Source organism: Pigmentiphaga humi (genome assembly GCF_900606115.1).
In the GTDB taxonomy this organism is placed as follows: domain Bacteria; phylum Pseudomonadota; class Gammaproteobacteria; order Burkholderiales; family Burkholderiaceae_B; genus Pigmentiphaga; species Pigmentiphaga humi.
The window spans coordinates 136,688-152,551 of record NZ_UWPJ01000024.1; the positions used below are offsets into that span (position 1 = coordinate 136,688).

17 protein-coding genes, 1 tRNA gene and 1 pseudogene are annotated in these 15,864 nt (G+C 67.7%); 7 read left to right on the forward strand and 12 right to left on the reverse strand.

The window, feature by feature from the left end:
• Window positions 1-29: 29 nt before the first annotated feature.
• From PIGHUM_RS15975 to PIGHUM_RS15990, 4 genes and pseudogenes are all read right to left on the reverse strand, one after another.
• Complete coding sequence (locus tag PIGHUM_RS15975; RefSeq protein WP_124080565.1) at window positions 30-425, reverse strand: virulence RhuM family protein; 396 nt, start codon at window positions 423-425, stop codon at window positions 30-32.
• A 59-nt stretch (window positions 426-484) separates the two neighbouring features.
• Window positions 485-777, reverse strand: a pseudogene (locus PIGHUM_RS15980) (helix-turn-helix domain-containing protein).
• Window positions 778-834: 57 nt separating this feature from the next.
• The gene (locus PIGHUM_RS15985) at window positions 835-1,134 is read right to left on the reverse strand and encodes an Arm DNA-binding domain-containing protein (protein WP_124080566.1); all 300 of its coding nucleotides are present in this window, start codon (window positions 1,132-1,134) and stop codon (window positions 835-837) included.
• Between the two features lie 180 nt (window positions 1,135-1,314).
• A tRNA-Phe gene (locus tag PIGHUM_RS15990) sits at window positions 1,315-1,390 on the reverse strand.
• A gap of 202 nt (window positions 1,391-1,592) precedes the next feature.
• On the opposite strand from PIGHUM_RS15990, the gene hemA reads away from it, so the two are divergent.
• From hemA to PIGHUM_RS16020, 6 genes are all read left to right on the forward strand, one after another.
• On the forward strand, window positions 1,593-2,861 hold the full coding sequence (hemA, locus tag PIGHUM_RS15995; RefSeq protein ID WP_124080567.1) for a glutamyl-tRNA reductase: 1,269 nt from the start codon (window positions 1,593-1,595) through the stop codon (window positions 2,859-2,861).
• Between the two features lie 8 nt (window positions 2,862-2,869).
• Window positions 2,870-3,946: a peptide chain release factor 1 gene (gene prfA, locus PIGHUM_RS16000; RefSeq protein ID WP_124080568.1), complete on the forward strand. Its 1,077-nt coding sequence runs from the start codon at window positions 2,870-2,872 to the stop codon at window positions 3,944-3,946.
• Between the two features lie 19 nt (window positions 3,947-3,965).
• Window positions 3,966-4,796, forward strand: coding sequence for a peptide chain release factor N(5)-glutamine methyltransferase (gene prmC, locus PIGHUM_RS16005; RefSeq protein WP_124080569.1), 831 nt, complete (start codon window positions 3,966-3,968; stop codon window positions 4,794-4,796).
• 183 nt (window positions 4,797-4,979) lie between these two features.
• Window positions 4,980-5,306, forward strand: a complete 327-nt coding sequence (gene grxD, locus PIGHUM_RS16010; RefSeq protein ID WP_124080570.1) for a Grx4 family monothiol glutaredoxin — start codon at window positions 4,980-4,982, stop codon at window positions 5,304-5,306.
• Window positions 5,307-5,349: 43 nt separating this feature from the next.
• On the forward strand, window positions 5,350-5,865 hold the full coding sequence (locus PIGHUM_RS16015) for a nucleoside 2-deoxyribosyltransferase (protein ID WP_124080571.1): 516 nt from the start codon (window positions 5,350-5,352) through the stop codon (window positions 5,863-5,865).
• Window positions 5,862-6,251: a hypothetical protein gene (locus tag PIGHUM_RS16020; RefSeq protein WP_124080572.1), complete on the forward strand. Its 390-nt coding sequence runs from the start codon at window positions 5,862-5,864 to the stop codon at window positions 6,249-6,251. Before PIGHUM_RS16015 ends, PIGHUM_RS16020 begins: the two co-directional genes overlap by 4 nt.
• A 21-nt stretch (window positions 6,252-6,272) precedes the next feature.
• Here PIGHUM_RS16020 and PIGHUM_RS16025 read toward each other — a convergent pair whose 3' ends face one another.
• From PIGHUM_RS16025 to PIGHUM_RS16060, 8 genes are read right to left on the reverse strand one after another with little or no spacing between them, the layout of a single operon-like run.
• A complete protein-coding gene (locus tag PIGHUM_RS16025) occupies window positions 6,273-7,490 on the reverse strand; it encodes a multidrug effflux MFS transporter (RefSeq protein WP_124080573.1) in 1,218 nt (405 codons plus the stop codon).
• A gap of 10 nt (window positions 7,491-7,500) precedes the next feature.
• Window positions 7,501-9,264 (reverse strand): ABC transporter ATP-binding protein, encoded by a 1,764-nt coding sequence (locus PIGHUM_RS16030; RefSeq protein ID WP_160142310.1) that lies wholly within the window; start codon window positions 9,262-9,264, stop codon window positions 7,501-7,503.
• On the reverse strand, window positions 9,261-10,436 hold the full coding sequence (locus PIGHUM_RS16035; RefSeq protein ID WP_160142311.1) for a nucleotidyltransferase family protein: 1,176 nt from the start codon (window positions 10,434-10,436) through the stop codon (window positions 9,261-9,263). Before PIGHUM_RS16035 ends, PIGHUM_RS16030 begins: the two co-directional genes overlap by 4 nt.
• Complete coding sequence (locus tag PIGHUM_RS16040) at window positions 10,433-11,110, reverse strand: glycosyltransferase family 2 protein (RefSeq protein ID WP_124080576.1); 678 nt, start codon at window positions 11,108-11,110, stop codon at window positions 10,433-10,435. Before PIGHUM_RS16040 ends, PIGHUM_RS16035 begins: the two co-directional genes overlap by 4 nt.
• Window positions 11,107-11,802 carry a glycosyltransferase family 2 protein gene (locus tag PIGHUM_RS16045; RefSeq protein WP_124080577.1) on the reverse strand — a complete coding sequence of 232 codons (696 nt, stop codon included), beginning with the start codon at window positions 11,800-11,802 and terminating at the stop codon, window positions 11,107-11,109. The genes PIGHUM_RS16040 and PIGHUM_RS16045 overlap by 4 nt, the downstream gene beginning before the upstream one ends.
• Window positions 11,802-12,848: a phosphoenolpyruvate carboxykinase (ATP) gene (locus PIGHUM_RS16050; RefSeq protein ID WP_124080578.1), complete on the reverse strand. Its 1,047-nt coding sequence runs from the start codon at window positions 12,846-12,848 to the stop codon at window positions 11,802-11,804. Before PIGHUM_RS16050 ends, PIGHUM_RS16045 begins: the two co-directional genes overlap by 1 nt.
• 4 nt (window positions 12,849-12,852) lie before the next feature.
• The gene (locus tag PIGHUM_RS16055; RefSeq protein ID WP_124080579.1) at window positions 12,853-13,263 is read right to left on the reverse strand and encodes a hypothetical protein; all 411 of its coding nucleotides are present in this window, start codon (window positions 13,261-13,263) and stop codon (window positions 12,853-12,855) included.
• A 33-nt stretch (window positions 13,264-13,296) separates the two neighbouring features.
• Window positions 13,297-14,001: a glycosyltransferase family 2 protein gene (locus tag PIGHUM_RS16060; RefSeq protein ID WP_124080580.1), complete on the reverse strand. Its 705-nt coding sequence runs from the start codon at window positions 13,999-14,001 to the stop codon at window positions 13,297-13,299.
• Window positions 14,002-14,541: 540 nt separating this feature from the next.
• Here PIGHUM_RS16060 and PIGHUM_RS16065 point away from each other — a divergent pair.
• Window positions 14,542-15,831 (forward strand): CmpA/NrtA family ABC transporter substrate-binding protein, encoded by a 1,290-nt coding sequence (locus PIGHUM_RS16065; protein ID WP_124080581.1) that lies wholly within the window; start codon window positions 14,542-14,544, stop codon window positions 15,829-15,831.
• The last annotated feature ends 33 nt before the right edge of the window (window positions 15,832-15,864 follow it).

Consider the following 15,864-nt stretch of genomic DNA (forward strand, 5'->3'; position numbering starts at 1 on the left):
AAAGGGCCGAAGCTTTCGCTCCGGCCCTTCTACTTACAGGATGATGTGATCGGTGCGGGGACACGCACGATGGAGGTCACTTCGGCGTCGGTGCGGGTCGCCCATTGGCGAAATTGCGTGGCGCGCGCGGAACTGACCCGGTAGCCGATGGAAATGACGGCATCGAGGTTGTAGTGTTTGACGCGGCGGCGCACCCGGCGCGTGCCTTCTTCCTGAACTACCGAGAAATCCTCGGTAGTTGCCGCCTCAGCCAATTCCGCCTCGGCGTAGACGTTTTTCAAGTGCAAGCTGATGTTGTCGGTCGAGGTATCGAACAACGCCGCCATCTGTCGTTGCGTCAACCATACCGTGTCCTCGTCCAGCGATACTTTCAACTGGACTTGGCCATCGGCGGACTGGTAGAGGGCGATCTGGGATTCAGGCATGGGGAAATCTTACCGTTTCCCCTGACCGCCCGGCGATGGCTCGGGCACCGAGCCAATGGCTACCGCACCGGGTCGTCAGCCTGCCAGGTGGCATCCAGTTCCTGCCGAACTCGTGCCAGCAGCGCATCCGCCTGGCTTTGTCATTCGCGTAGACCAGCGTGACCAAGGTGGCGGGGTGAACCTGCATGGTATCGCACAGGCTGACCAGCTTCTCCCAGGTTGGGCTTTTCAGGCCGCGTTCCAGGGTGCTCATGTAGGTGCGGCTCGACGCGCCGGTGATGTCTTCCTGAGCTAAGCAGCGCGCCTTGCGGATGGTCCGCAGCGCCCGCCCCAAGCCGTCTTGTTCCGCCATCCCGTGCCATCCCCAAAAATCAAGATGACACCCGCATGTCTCCTATAGGACTACAAACTATAGATGACATTTTAGAAGCTGGGCGATGCGCGCCTGTTCTCCTTGGCGCTCCCGAACTTCCTTCGGGTCCAGGCCGTTGGCACGTTGGCTGTTTGCCTCGTATGCCTTGCCTCGTGCTTGTGCCAGCGTCACCGCCGGGTATGGCTCCATGCCGAGCTTGCCGTCCCGCTCGTAGCGGTAGACCCAGGCTTTGCCCGTGTCCCGCACACGCAGGAACAGGTTGTCGCCGTCGTTCAGGAAATGCTCTTTCGGGCCAGGCTTGGCGGCCCTGATTTGCGTCTCGGTTAGCAGTCCCATGATGACCTACCCGTACCCCCAGAGGGCGTTTTTCACGAGATCACTCTAGGGTACGGCTTGGGGTACGGGCAAACGTGGGATGTAACGGCACGACTTGGGACGTTATGGGTGAGGTTTTTCTTCTAAGTCCCTGATGCACAAATGAAAATGCCCAGCTTTTGGGGCTGGGCACCGAATCCTTGGTGGCCTGGGGCGGAATCGAACCACCGACACGCGGATTTTCAATCCGCTGCTCTACCAACTGAGCTACCAGGCCTCTCGATCAAGCGCTTTTCACTGCGCCCCTCAGAGAACGCAGGATATTACACACTTTCCCCGCGCTTTGCAAAGCGGCATGGCGCAAGCACCCTCCTTCCCCCGTGTGGCCGCCACGCCGCGCGACCAACCGCCGCATGGGGGGTTGCCGCGCTGGCCTATATAATGCTCAGTGGTCCTCCTTCTCCGGCCTTGCCTTTTCCATGTCCGTCGACGTCCTGACTTTCGGCCTCAATCACGTTTCCGCCCCGGTATCGGTGCGGGAACGCGTGTCGTTGCCGGGAGATCTGCTGCGGCCGGCGCTGGAGGGGTTGCGGGTGGCGTTCGGGGGCGCGGTGCGCGAGGCGGCGATCCTGTCCACCTGTAATCGGACGGAGATCTACTGTGCGGCCGAGCCGGGCGTGGCCGAGCATCTGCCGGCCTGGCTGGCGGACTACCGGCAGTTCGACAGCCACTCGCTGCAGTCGCATCTGTATCGCCATCGCCAGGACGACGCGGTGCGCCATGCTTTCCGCGTGGCCAGCGGGCTGGATTCGATGGTGCTGGGCGAGCCGCAGATCCTGGGGCAGATGAAGGAAGCGGTGCGCACGGCCGAAGAAGCCGGATCGATGGGCACGCTGTTGCACCAGTTGTTCCAGCGCACGTTTTCGGTGGCCAAGGAGGTTCGTTCGCAGACGGCGATCGGCGCGCAGTCGGTGTCGATGGCGGCGGCGTCCGCGCGGCTGGCCGAGCGGGTGTTCGGCGATCTGTCCGAGGTCCGGGTGCTGCTGATCGGCGCGGGCGAGATGATCGAGCTCTGTGCGACGCATCTGGCCGCCCATCATCCGAAGCGGATGGTGGTGGCCAATCGCACGGTGGAGCGCGCCGAGACGCTGGCGGGCAAGTTCGCGGCGGGCGCGATGCGGCTGTCGGAGCTGCCGGAGCGGCTGGCGGAGTTCGACGTGGTGGTGTCCAGCACCGCCAGTTCGCTGCCCATCCTGGGCCTGGGCATGGTGGAACGCGCCACCAAGACGCGCCGCCACAAGCCGATGGTGATGATAGACCTGGCCGTGCCGCGCGACATCGAGCCGGAAGTCGGCCGGCTCAACGATATTTACCTGTATTCCGTGGACGACCTGGGCCGGCTGGTCCAGAGCGCGTCCGACGCCCGCAAGGCGGCCGTGGTGCAGGCCGAGGCCATTATCGAGACGCGCGTGCAGAATTTCATGCACTGGATGGATACGCGCGCCATCGTGCCGGTGATCCAGGGGCTGCACCACTCGGCCGACGCGATCCGCCAGGCCGAGCTGGACCGTGCGCGCAAGGCGCTGGCGCGGGGCGACGCGCCCGAGCAGGTCCTGGAGCAGCTCGCGCACGGGCTCACGCAGAAGTACCTGCACGGCCCGCTGTCGGCCCTGAACCACAGCGAGGGCGCCGATCGCCAGCAACTGCTGTCCTGTATCCCGCGCCTGTTCGGGCCGCGAAGAACTTGAACTCATAAATGAAAGCATCGATGCGAGCCAGGCTCGAGCAATTGAGCCGCCGCCTGGCCGAACTGGACGGCCTGCTTGCCGCCCCCGAAACGGCGAGCGACATGGACACGTTCCGCAAGCTCTCGCGCGAGCGCGCCGAAATCGAGCCGGTGGCCAGCGGCTTCCAGCAGTACGAAGCCACCGAGGCCGACCTGGATACCGCGCAGGAAATGCTGGGCGATCCCGACATGAAGGCGCTGGCCGAGGAAGAACTGCGCGCCGGCAAGGCCCGCCTGGAGGAGCTGGAAGGCGAGTTGCGCATTCTGCTGCTGCCGCGCGACCCGGACGACAGCCGCAGCCTGTTCCTGGAAATCCGCGCGGGCACGGGCGGCGACGAGAGCGCGTTGTTCGCCGGCGACCTGCTGCGCATGTATACGCGCTTCGCCGAGCGCTGCCGCTGGCAGGTGGAGATCATGTCGGCCAGCGAATCCGAGCTGGGCGGCTACAAGGAAGTAATCGCGCGCATCGCCGGCGACGGCGCCTACGGCCGGCTGAAGTTCGAGTCGGGCGGCCACCGCGTGCAGCGCGTGCCGGCCACCGAGACCCAGGGCCGCATCCATACTTCGGCCTGCACGGTCGCCATCATGCCCGAGGCCGACGAGGTGGGCGAGGTGGACATCAACCCCGCCGACCTGCGCATCGACACCTTCCGCGCCAGCGGCGCGGGCGGCCAGCACATCAACAAGACCGACTCGGCGGTGCGCATCATCCACTTGCCCACGGGCATCGTGGTCGAGTGCCAGGACGACCGTTCGCAGCACCGCAACCGCGACAAGGCCATGAAGGTGCTGGCCGCGCGCATCAAGGACAAGGAACAGCGCGAGCGCCAGGCCAAGGAAGCGGCCCACCGCAAGAGCCTGGTGGGATCGGGCGACCGCTCCGAGCGCATCCGCACCTACAACTACCCGCAGGGCCGGATCACCGACCACCGCATCAACCTGACGCTGTACAAATTGCAGAACGTGCTGGACGGCGACCTGGACGATCTGATCTCGGCCCTCGCCGCGGAGCATCAGGCGGAACTGCTCGCCGCGCTGGGCGAATAGCCGCAGGCGGGATGGTCGAATGACGGGTTCTTGCGCGCGCGAACTCATTGCCTCCAGCGGGTTGCCGCGCCCGGAGGCCGGGCTGCTGCTGCAACGGGCGGCGCGGGTGTCGCGCACCTGGCTGATTGCGCATGACGACGAGCCGCTGCCCGAGGACGCGGTGCGCCGCTTCCAGGATTGGGCGGCGCGGCGGCGGGCGGGGGAACCGGTGGCCTACCTGCTGGGCGAACGCGAGTTCATGAGCCATGCCTTCACCGTGACGCCCGCCGTGCTGATCCCCCGGCCCGAGACCGAGCTGCTGGTGGAAACCGCGCTCGCGCACCTGGCCGGCAGGCATGCCCCGCGCGTGCTGGACCTGGGCACGGGCAGCGGCGCCATCGCCGTTTCCATCGCGCTGGCCCGCCCGGATGCGCACGTCACTGCCACCGATTCATCGGCCGAGGCGCTGGCCGTCGCCGCCGGCAACGCCCGGCGGCTGGGCGCTCGCGTGGATTTCCGGCAGGGGAGCTGGTATGACGCGCTGCGCGACACGCCCGCCCTGCCCTTCGACGTCATTGTTTCCAACCCGCCGTACATCGCTTCCGGCGACGTCCATCTGTCGCAGGGCGACCTGCGCTTCGAGCCGCCCCAGGCGCTCACCGACCGCGCGGACGGCCTGCAGGCGCTGCGTGCCATCGCTTCAGGCGCCCGGCCCCATCTGGCGCCCGGGGGGGCGCTGTGGATGGAGCACGGCTGGGACCAGGCCGAGGACGTGCGCGACATGCTGCGGACCGGCGGCTTCCAGGAGGTCGCCAGCCGCCGGGACCTGGCCGGCATAGAAAGGATTTCCGGCGGCGAGCATCCCGGGTAGCCTGGCGCGGCCTGGCCGGAAAGGCCGAAGCGAACACGCCGGCGCGGGCCCCTGGGGCCAGGACCCGGCAAGGCCTCCCGGACCGTCATCGACTGAAACACCGCCGCGACGCCGGGCCCCGCGCCCCGCGGCCAGGAAACCTATAATCGTATTCATCACCCTCTTCTCCCTGCGAGGATCGCCATGAGCGACGTGCAAGAATTCATCCGCCAGACCGTCACCGACAACCCCGTCGTGCTCTTCATGAAGGGCACCGCACAGTTCCCGCAATGCGGTTTTTCCGGCCGCGCGATCCAGCTGCTCAAGGCGAACGGCGTGCGCCAGCTGGCCACGGTCAACGTCCTGGAGGACGACGCCGTGCGCCAGGGCGTCAAGGAATATTCCAACTGGCCCACGATTCCGCAGCTCTACATCAAGGGCGAGTTCATCGGCGGCTCGGACATCCTGACCGAACTGGACGAATCGGGCGAGCTCAAGCAGTTGCTGGCCGACGCGGGCGTCCTGGCCTGACGGCACAAGGCTGCGCCGCGGGCGCCGCCGCAGCGAGAGCGCCATGAAGATCTACCTGGCCGGACCGGACGTTTTCCGCCCCGATGCCCAGGCCTACGGCGCCTGGCTCAAGCAGCTCTGCGCCCGTCACGGCTTCGAGGGGCTGTTTCCGCTCGACGCGCCGGCTCCCGCAGGCAGCGGCCCGGCCGCCGCGCAAGCCATCCGCGACGCCAACCTCGCCTTGCTGGACGGCGCCGACCTGGTGATGGCGAACCTCGCGCCGTTCCGCGGCCACGAACCGGACTCGGGCACGGCGTTCGAGGTCGGCTATGCCGCGGCGCAGGGCAAGCCGGTCTGGGGCCACCTCGACGACCGCCGCACCGTCGCCCAGCGGGTGTCCCGCCGCAACCGGCCGGACGGCACGCCGGAAGATGCCGACGGCTACCACGTCGAGAATTTCGGCCTGGCGCTGAACCTGATGCTGGCCTGCAGCGCCACGCTCGTCCGCGGCGGCCCCGAAGCCTGCCTGCGCGCCATGGCCGCGGCCCGCCTGAACGCTTCCGATATGGAGACAGAATGAATTTCCTGCGCAACGCGATCCTGGGCCTGCTGATGGCGGGCACGCTGCACGGCGCCCCCGTCCTGGCCGCCGATGCGGCCGCCATCGAAGCGGAGAACCAGGCAATCAAGAGCTTGCTGACCGCCATCGAGAACAAGGACTATCAGCAGTTCGTCGAACCCGGCACGAGCGACTTCGCCAAGCTGGACCCGGCGCAGTTCCAGGCCGTGGCCGAGCAGATCGGCCCGCGGCTGCATGCGGGCTACCAGGTCCAGCGGCTGGGCGACTACCGCCAGCAGCGCTACGTGTTCTCGCTCTGGAAGATCAGCTTCAAGGACGGCGGCGACGAGCTGGTCGGCACGCTGAACCTGCAGGACGGCAAGGTCGGCGGCTTCGTGCTGCGCTGACGCGCGAAGCCGTGCCGGCGCTCAGGCCTGCCGCATCGCGCGGACCGGCAGGCGCCGCACCCAGAACAGATAGACGGACAGCGCCGCCAAGGTGCAGAACGCCATGACGCCGGTGATGGCGCGGGCGCTGTGGCCGTCGTAGAGCAGCGTCACCACGATGCCCGCCAGCGCGCCCACCGCCATCATCACGCAGCTGACCACCGCCGATGCCACGCCGGCCATTTGCGGCAGCGGCTCCACCGCCGCATGCGTGGCGTTGGGCGCGATCATGCCGAACGAGAAGGTGTTGACAACCAGCAGGGGCACCAGCGTCCATGCCGACAGGTTGTCGGTGAACCCCAGGATGGCCACGAGCACGCTGGTCGTGCTCGACAGCGCGAGCCCGATCGTGAGCAGCTTGTGCGGCGACACGCCCAGCGCATTGAGACGGCCGTTGATCAGCGACGCGGCCATGATGCCGAAAGCCGTCGTCGCGAAGACGCCCCCGAACGCCTGCGGCGACATGCCCAGCAGTTGCATCATCAGCAGCGGCGAGCCGGAGATATAGGCGAACTGGCAACCGAAGGTCAGCGCGTTGACCAGCGTATTGCCCAGGCACACGGGATTGCGGAGCACCTTCAGGTAAGTGCGCAGCAGCGAGGCGACCGAGCCGCGCGCCGCCACGGTGCCCGCCGGCCGGCTTTCGTCCATGCCGAAATACACCGCCAGCGTCGTCGCCGTCCCGGCCAGCGCCATGACCGCATAGATAGAGCGCCAGCCGACGAAATACATGACCCAGCTTCCCAGCGTGGGCGCGATCATCGGCGCAACGATGCGCATGGATGCCACGTAGGACAGCCTGGCTCGCGCCACCGAGCCCTGGAACAGGTCGCGCACGATGGTCAGCGACATGACCGATCCGGCGCCCGCCCCCACCCCTTGCAGGATCCTGAACAGCAGCAGCGAGGACAGGCTGGGCGCCACTGCGCACGCCGCGCTGGCCAGCGTGAACAGCACGCCGCCGCCCAGCACGATCGGCCGGCGCCCATAGCGGTCGGCCAACGGACCATAGGCGAGCGGCGCGACCGCGAAGCCGATCAGGAACAGGCTGAGGGTCAATGCCGCCGCCGAAGGCGAGACGTTCAGGTCGCTGCCTATCGCAGCCAGCGCGGGGAGCGCCATGTCGGTGGAGAGAGCCGGCAAGGCCGACAACGAGGCCAGCAGGAAAACGAATGCCGCGGAGTCGGGACGTATGCGCATGGGCGGCAGTTTACCCCGCGTCGGCCGCCTCCACGATCCTCCCGGACTCGACATGCAGCACGCGGTCGCAGAATGCGAGCGTGCTGTCGCGATGGGAGACGACGATGACGGTCTGCCCGGCCGGCAATTGCTGGAGCACCCCGACCAAAGCCGCCTCCGCCTCGGAATCCAATGCGCTGGTGGGCTCGTCCAGCATGAGCACTTCCTTGCTCTGGTAGAGCGCGCGGGCGATGCCCAGGCGCTGCCGCTGCCCGCCCGACAGCCTCAGCCCCCCTTCTCCGCACAGCGTCTCATAGCCCTGGGGCAGCCGCGAGATCGCCTCGTGCAGGCAGGCCAGTTCGGCCGAGCGGCGCACCCGCTCGTCGTCGATGTCTTCCGGTTCGATGCCGAAGGCGATGTTATGGCGGATGCTGGAACTGGCCAGGAAAATGCTCTGCGGCACGTACGCGATCTTTCTCTGCCACAAGGGCAGGTCGCCGGCCTCCAGCACCCGGCCGTCGACGCGGCGCTGGCCCGACTGCGGCACCAGCAAGCCCGACAAGAGATCCAGCAGCGTGCTCTTGCCGGCGCCGCTGGGGCCGACCAGGCCGAGGCGCTCGCCCTTGCGGATCTCCAGGGTCTGCCCGTCGATCACGGGCTGCCGCCGTCCGGGATGGCAGTAGCTGGCGTCGTAGAGGCCGAAACTCTCCTGGAATTCCAGCCTGCCCGGGCGCGGCGCCATGGCGGGCACGACGGCGACGGCGTCCAGGACGTCGCGCAAGGCGGGCAGCGCGCCGTTCAACGTTGCCCAGCCGACGTAGATCTGATGCAGCACGGGCAGCAGCCGCTGGGTGGCGATGACGAACACTCCCAGAATGGGAATGATCATGCCGGAGGGCACGGCCGCCTGGGCCAGGCCGTAGGCCAGGCCGATGGCCAGCAGCATGCCTATCGTCTCGACCACGTAGCGCCGGGACTGCGCCAGCGTATTCGCTTCGGCCTGGGCGGTGCGGAACCGGGCCTCGAACTGGCCGTACGCCTGAACGTGGCTGCGCTGCTGTCCCGACAGCAGGACGTCGCGGATGGCGCCCAAACTCTCCTGGGCAGCCTGGAGGGCGCGGCCGTGGCTGGAGGCGATGCGCTGGCCCGCCTCCAGCAACCGGCGCCGCGACAGCACGGCGATTCCGGCATAGATCAGGCCGAACGCCAGCGACAGCCCGCACGCGATGGGCGCGCTGACCGCCAGCAGAAAGCCGACGATGGCGATCGCGATGACCGAGGACGTCGAGATCAGTATGCAGGGCACCACGACCTGCGACGCCACCATCGTGATCTTGTAGGACAGAATGCTGATGATGCTGCTGGAATGGCGTTCGGTGTGCGAGGCGAACGGCAGGTGCAGCGCGTGATCCAGGCATGCCAGCGCCAGGTCGTGGCCCACCGCCTGGGCGGCATGCTGCAGGCGGGACACCAGGCATACGCGCAGGATACCCGTGGCGAGCGCCGCCATGGCGAGCGTCAGGACGCCCGCCTGCAGCACGCGGCCGGGCTCCATGGCGGCCAGGGCCGGCGCCCACGCGATCACCTTCCCCCACTGCGACAGGCTGGCGGGATCGACCAGCATGACCAGCACGGGCACGACCGAGCCGATCGTCAGCACCTCGGTTGCCGACACGATCAGCGCGAGCAGCAGCAGCTGGGATATGCGGCGGCGATGGCGCGGCGACATCCAGCGCCACAGCCTCAGCACGAGCGCCAGCGTGGTCTGGACCGACCGCGGCGGCTGCCGGCTCATACGTCTTTCCCTTGCGGCGTACGGTGCTGCCGGCGCAGGGACACGATGCGGCGGGTGTGTTGCCACGTCCACGCCCCGACTCTTGCCAGGGTGGCGGGCGGGAAGTCGATCGACGCGCCCACGCTGGCCCAGAACGAGGCGCCGTTGTGGCGCGCGACCTGCGCCGGCTCCACCACGCGGGAACGCAATTGCGCCGTCAACTGATGCCGTATCGGCCGATGCATGAACTGGCCGGGCTGATCCCATGCCCCCGGGGTGCGGTAATACAGCCAGAACGATCCCGGCCTGCCCCGCCTGACCCCCCGGGCCAGCGCGAGCGCGGCGCGGCGGTCGAAAACGATGGATTCGGGCGCCTGCTCCGCCACGGTCTGCAAGGCGACGCGCACCGCGTCCGGCACCGAGAACTCGCTGACGAACGATTGGAAGCGGGCGGCGTCCAGCACCGGGCGCTGGACGAGTATCGACAGGACATCGACCGCCCACCGGCCGTCGTAGTTCACCGACGGGGTCATCAGTCCGTGCGCCAGGACATGCGCGAGATTGTGCTCGGCGCAAGGTATCGAGAACCTGCCCTTGGCATGGTCGATGGTGCGCGCATCGGCGGCCATCTTCTCGACGCTCGACTGCCTCAGGGCCCAGTTGTGCAGGTACCAGTGCACGTCGAACTCGAACTTCTCCGGACTCAGCAAGGTCACCGAGCGCAGCGTGGCGCCCTTCTTGACCATGCCTTGCTCGGCGAAAAACCGCAGGGCCTCTTGCGGCCGGTGCTGGAGCCCGCCGAGCAGGACGTCGATATCGGCCATGGGCCTGGCTCCCAGCCCGTGCGGATTGGTGAGTGCGGCCGCCACGCCCTTCAGGAACACGCATTCGCCGAAGCCGGCATCGAGCAGGGCCCGGCGGAATTTCTGCGCGCGGTCCAGCAGCAGGTGATTGCGATAGAGCGTGTGCTTGTAGGCGCCCCGCACCCGGGATTCCGCGAACGGGCTGAGCGCGCCCGCCGGAAGGCGGCGGGAGATCAGCGGCAGCATGCGATTCTGGCCATCCGTCAGGGCATCCTCCTGGATCGCTCGCTCCAGCGTCTCCAGGTTGCGGGCGGACAGCTGTGCCGAGAAACACAGTTCGAGCAGCGCCCGCTGGGTGTCCCGATCTCCGACGCCGAACAGGGAAATCATGGCTGGCCTCGCTTGCGTTCCAGGTGCGCGCGCACGACGGCCAGGTAATCGCGGCTCCCCGATGCGGAAAGCGTATGGTTGTTGCCGTGAATGCGGCGGCGCAGGAACAAGGCTTCGGAGCGGGCGCATACGGCCCCGGCCGCCAGCGACCGGGACATCAGATCGACGAATTCGCCGCTGGCAAGGCTTGCGTCGAAATGGCCGACCCGATCGAGCAGGCCGCGCCGCATCACGGTCGAACCGACCAGCATGGCCGCCTGCGTGGCCGGCAGCACGTAGCGCCGGCGCGCGTCGGCGGCCATCTCGGGGGAGTGGAAGTGCTCGACCTGCCCCGCAACGATCGAGGCCTGCGGCATCGCTTGCAGCGCGGCAAGAATCGTGGCCTGGCGGCCTGGCGGCCATAGGTCGTCGCTATCGAGGAACTGGATCAGTTCGCCCTGCGCCATGGCCAGCCCGGCGTTGCGCGCGCCGGCGGCACCGGTATTGCGGGGCAGGCGCTGGTAGCGGATGCGCTTGTCGGGCAGTTGCCGCACGGCCTCGGCCGTTCCGTCCGTGGAGGCGTCGTCGACGACGATGATCTCGTCGCCGTCCGCCAGTTGCTCCAGCGCGGACGACAAGGCCTCGGCGAGGTATGCCTCGGCGTTGTAGGCGGGCACGATGACGCTGGACTTCATGGACGGCGCTCCAACTTGGCCTTGATGATCTGCAGCAGTTCCCGGTTGGACGGCTCGGTCCGGGCCGACGCATTGTCGGCATGCACGCGGCGATGCAGCACGGTTTCCGGGAGCATGATTTCGATGCTGTCCGATGCCCGCGCGCGGGCGAACCAGTCCACGTCGTCGCCGAAGCGGTATTTTTCGTCGAGCGGACCGATCTCGCGGAAACGCGCGGCGCGGATCAGCATGGCGCTCAGCACATAGCCCGGCTGCGGCGCCTCTGCCCACTTCGGCTTGAACCAGCGGGGGTAGCTGTCCAACCCGTCCAGGAAGAAATCCATTTTACCCAGCACGTACCCGGCCTCCGGCCGGCTTTCGAATGCTTCGCCCTGTACCGCCAGCTTGCCGGCGTCCCAGACGTCGTCCTGGTCCAGAAAGCCGAGGTACTCGTGGTTCGCCCGGCGCACGCCTTCGTTACGGGCGCACGCGACGCCCCCGTTGGCCGGCAGCGCCACGTACCGGATCGCCGGGTGGCGCCGTTCCAGCTGCCGGCAAAGCGCATCGCTGTCGTCCGTGGAGCCGTCGTTGACCAGCCATATCTCCAGTTGCGCCGGCGGCGCCGACTGCTCCAGGATGCTGGCGACTGCCCGTTCGAGGAACCGCGTGCCGTTGAAGACCGGCACGACGACGGAAAGACTGCGGATGGCCATCACGACTCCATGAGAGCTTGAATGCGCCGCGCCGCGTCGGCCATGCCGGCCGCCCCGCGGGCGATGGACAGGTCGGCGTAGGGCGCCGCCTCGTAGACGCGCTTGGCCATGGCGAGCGCCCGGCCGGCCCAGTACGGCGCCTGCTGCACGCTGCTCAGCGCGAAATGCATGAATGCGGGCGAGCGGGGGCCGGGCCCGGGCCCATTCTCCGGCGCCAGGCTGAGCCCGGCTATGGCGGCCAGCATGAAGCTCCCGGCCAGCGGACCGGGTTCGCCCGCACGATTGGCCAGCAGTACCTGTTTGCCGCTCAGGGGATCGGTCTCCCAGCGCTCGTAGCCCTGCCGTGCGCCGAGCGCCAGCGGCGCGCTCGGATGCAGCTTGAGCGTGCGGTAGGCGGCATGGACGCGGCAGCTCCCGTCGGCCCGGGGCTCGGCGAGGACATAATCGTCTCCCGCCGAAACCAGCCCGTTCTCCAACAGGCGAAGCGTCGTCGTGGATTTGCCCGATCCGCCCGGCCCGGCCAACAGGATGCCCCTGCGGCCCGCCTGCGCCACGCTGCCGGCATGCAGCAGCACGGCCTGCGCTTGCAGGGCGAGCAGATGCACGAAACTCTTCAAGGGCGAATATCGTTCCCAGGGCGGCAGACGGGCGCAATCCTCCGCGTAGAACACCGCGACGCGATGCTTCGCGTCGAATGCCTTGACCGCCCCCCACTCCTGCTCGGGCAGCAGCACCCGGTGCGAGGCGCTCTCCCGCGCCCGCTGGAAACACGCGCGAACTTCGCCGCCCGTCAGGCGCAGGGGCGGCAGCATCCGCTCATGGCGCTTGTCCAGGCACCAGATACGGAAGGCGCCCGGTTTGCCCGGCGCGGCCGGCGCCGCGTCGTGGAACGCCCGGTGAATGTCGGCGAATCCGGAATCCGGAGCGACGACCAGCTCGAACGCGACCGGACCGGTGCGGACCTCGTAAACGGCCCAGGAATCGTCCGTCCGATCGGCGTCCGCCAAGCGGCCGGCCAGTTCGTCAAACCACTGCGCGACCTCCATGGCCTCAGGCCGGCTTCTGCGGCCAGCCCGCCACCACGTCCGTCTCGTGTATCGGATCCAGTCCGAGGATTTCCTGCATGTCGGCATAGACCGCCATCGTCAGGTCGGCGGGGTCGTCCACGTCGATAGCGGGCGCGGCCACGCCTTCGCGGACGGGCACCGCGGCCAGTATCTGTTCGTCGAGCGCCTGCTGGACCAGGCGCCCCAGCGCTTCCCTGACGGGATCGCTCCAGTCATTCGCGCTGGCCAGCGCTTCCGGCGTCACGCCGTCCATCAACGCGCGCCATACATCGACCGCCTTGCCCCGCAGGTTGTAGTAGTTGCCGACGTCGAGATTGATCACGATCGTTTCGTCGCCCACGATCTCGGCGATGCAGGGGGGAGACCGAAGCACATAAGAACAGAAGAAAGTCATGGTGCGGTATTTCCAATACGACAAATCACGATATCAAACGGCCGTGCCGCTCCGCCGCCGCAGGATGGACGCGTGCAGGACCTGGCACAGGCCCAGATGCCGCGTCGGCACGTGGCGGGTCATGTTGGAGGCATGATTCCGGTACATCAGCCCGATCTCGGGCACACGCAGGATCTCGCAGCCGGCATCCCGCAGGCGCAGGAAAAAATCCTGGTCCTCGCTGAAGCGCAGCGCCGGATCGAACCCGCCGTGGCGCTCGAACACCGCCCGCGAGAAAGTGCTCGCACCGAGGTGGAACAGATGGCGCGCCGCCTGCTCTTCCTCCGAGAAACGGCAGCGGGAAGGGTCCGACCCGGCCTCGAAAACATAGCGCGTCTTGCCCATGACCGCCGCCGCACCGCGATGCCGCGCCAGTTCGCGGCAATGCGCATCGAGACGCCCTTGCGGCCACCAGTCGTCGTGGTCCAGGAACGCGATCCAGCGCCCCCGCGCCGCGGCGAGCCCCAGGTTGCGCGCCGCGGCGGGACCGACGCCCTGCGCGGCCAGGCGCACGCAGGCATGGCGCGACTGGAACGTATCCAGGATACCGGCGGTGCCGTCGGTCGAACCGTCGTCCACGACGATCAGTTCATCTGAACCGGACCAATTGGCGGTAATGCTGTCCAGTGCCTGCGGCAAGAACGCCGCTCCGTTCCGGACCGGCAGGACGATGGAAACGCGCACAGGCTCCTGGCGCATCACCGGGGACACTCCCGAGTGACTGTTTGCAGCATGGAATCGACGCCCTAGTGCTCTCGTTCGCCGCAGGCTTCCAGATGTAACCGTACGGATCCGGTTCGCATGCTATCACAGCGAGGGCGCGGCCGACGTGAGCGCGCTCATCGAACGGGCCGCGCAAGACGCCCGAGGGCGCACCCCGCCATTCGGCACCATGGTGGTGCACCGCACAAACCTGGACGCGCCACGGCGCATCGAATTGCGGCGGACACGGATCGAGATAGAGGTCTCTCGGGCAACTCCGCAACCTGCCCATACGACGGCGCACCAAGGCCATCGGGTTCTCGGCGAGATCGCCCGATGCCCATGGCACGCCTATTGCTTGAGTGAAGTTGCCGGTCCATTCCGACCGGTCCGATCTGCAGCAGGAACAACGGCGTTCCGCAGCGTCGAAAGCATTCCGCTTTTGGCGCGCGGAGCGCTTTTTTTATCGCCGGGCCCCCAAGGCAACGGTGTCCTCCCGGGACAGCGCAGCGTGGGGCCTTTTACCTGGAGCTCTGGATGAAACCGATCACCAATGACACGACTTGCTCCGCCAGCGCGGCCGAGCCGGCATGTGCGGCCCCGAGGCGGCGCCGGCTGCTGGGCGCTTCGGCCGCGGCCGGCCTCATGAGCCTGGTGGATCCGCTGGTGCGGGCCGGCGCCTGGGCGGCGGGCTCGGACGCCCCGGAGAAGACCGACCTGAAGATAGGCTTCATCCCGCTGACCGACTGCGCCTCCGTGGTCATGGCCGCGGTGCTGGGGCTGGACAAGAAATATGGCATCAAGATCACCCCGGTCAAAGAAGCCTCGTGGCCGGGCGTGCGCGACAAGCTGGTCAACGGCGAGCTGGACCTGGCGCACGTGCTGTATGGCTTGATCTACGGCGTGCACCTGGGCGTGGGCGGACCGAAGAAGGACATGGCCGTGCTCATGAGCCTGAACAACAACGGCCAGGCCATCTCGCTGTCCCGCAAGCTCAAGGACAAGGGCGTCCGCGATGCCGCCTCGCTCGCCCGGCTGATGCAGTCCGAGAAACGCGAATACATCTTCGCCCAGACCTTTCCCACCGGCACGCACGCCATGTGGCTCTACTACTGGCTGGCCGCCGGCGGCATCAATCCCATGCGCGACGCGAAAGTCATCACCGTCCCGCCGCCGCAGATGGTCGCCAACATGCGCGTGGGCAACATGGACGGCTTCTGCGTGGGCGAACCCTGGAACGCGCGCGCCATCATGGACAACATCGGCTTTACCGCCACCACCTCCCAGGCCATCTGGACCGACCATCCCGAGAAGGTGCTCGGCACGACCGCCGAATTCGCGCAGCGCTATCCGAATACGGCGCGCGCGGTGACAGCCGCCGTCCTGGAAGCGGGCAAGTTCATCGACGCGTCCGCCTCCAACCGCCGCAAGACCGCCGAGACCATCGCCGCCAAGTCTTACGTCAACACCGACATGGACGTGATCCTGGATCGCATGCTGGGGCGCTACTCCGACGGCCTGGGCAAGACCTGGGACGATCCCGACGCCATGAAATTCTTCAACGACGGCGCCGTCAACTTCCCCTATCTCTCGGACGGCATGTGGTTCCTGACCCAGCACAAGCGCTGGGGCCTGCTCAAGAGCCACCCTGATTACCTGGAAGTGGCCAGGCAGATCAACCGCATCGACATCTACAAGCAGGCCGCGGCCGCCGCCGGCGTCCCGCTGCCCAAGTCCGACATGCGCTCGTCCAGGCTCATGGACGGCGTGGTCTGGGACGGCAAGAACCCGGCCGCCTACGCCGACAGTTTCAAAGTCAAGGCGTAGTCCGCGCCTGCCCGCCAACCAGGAGTCTCCGCC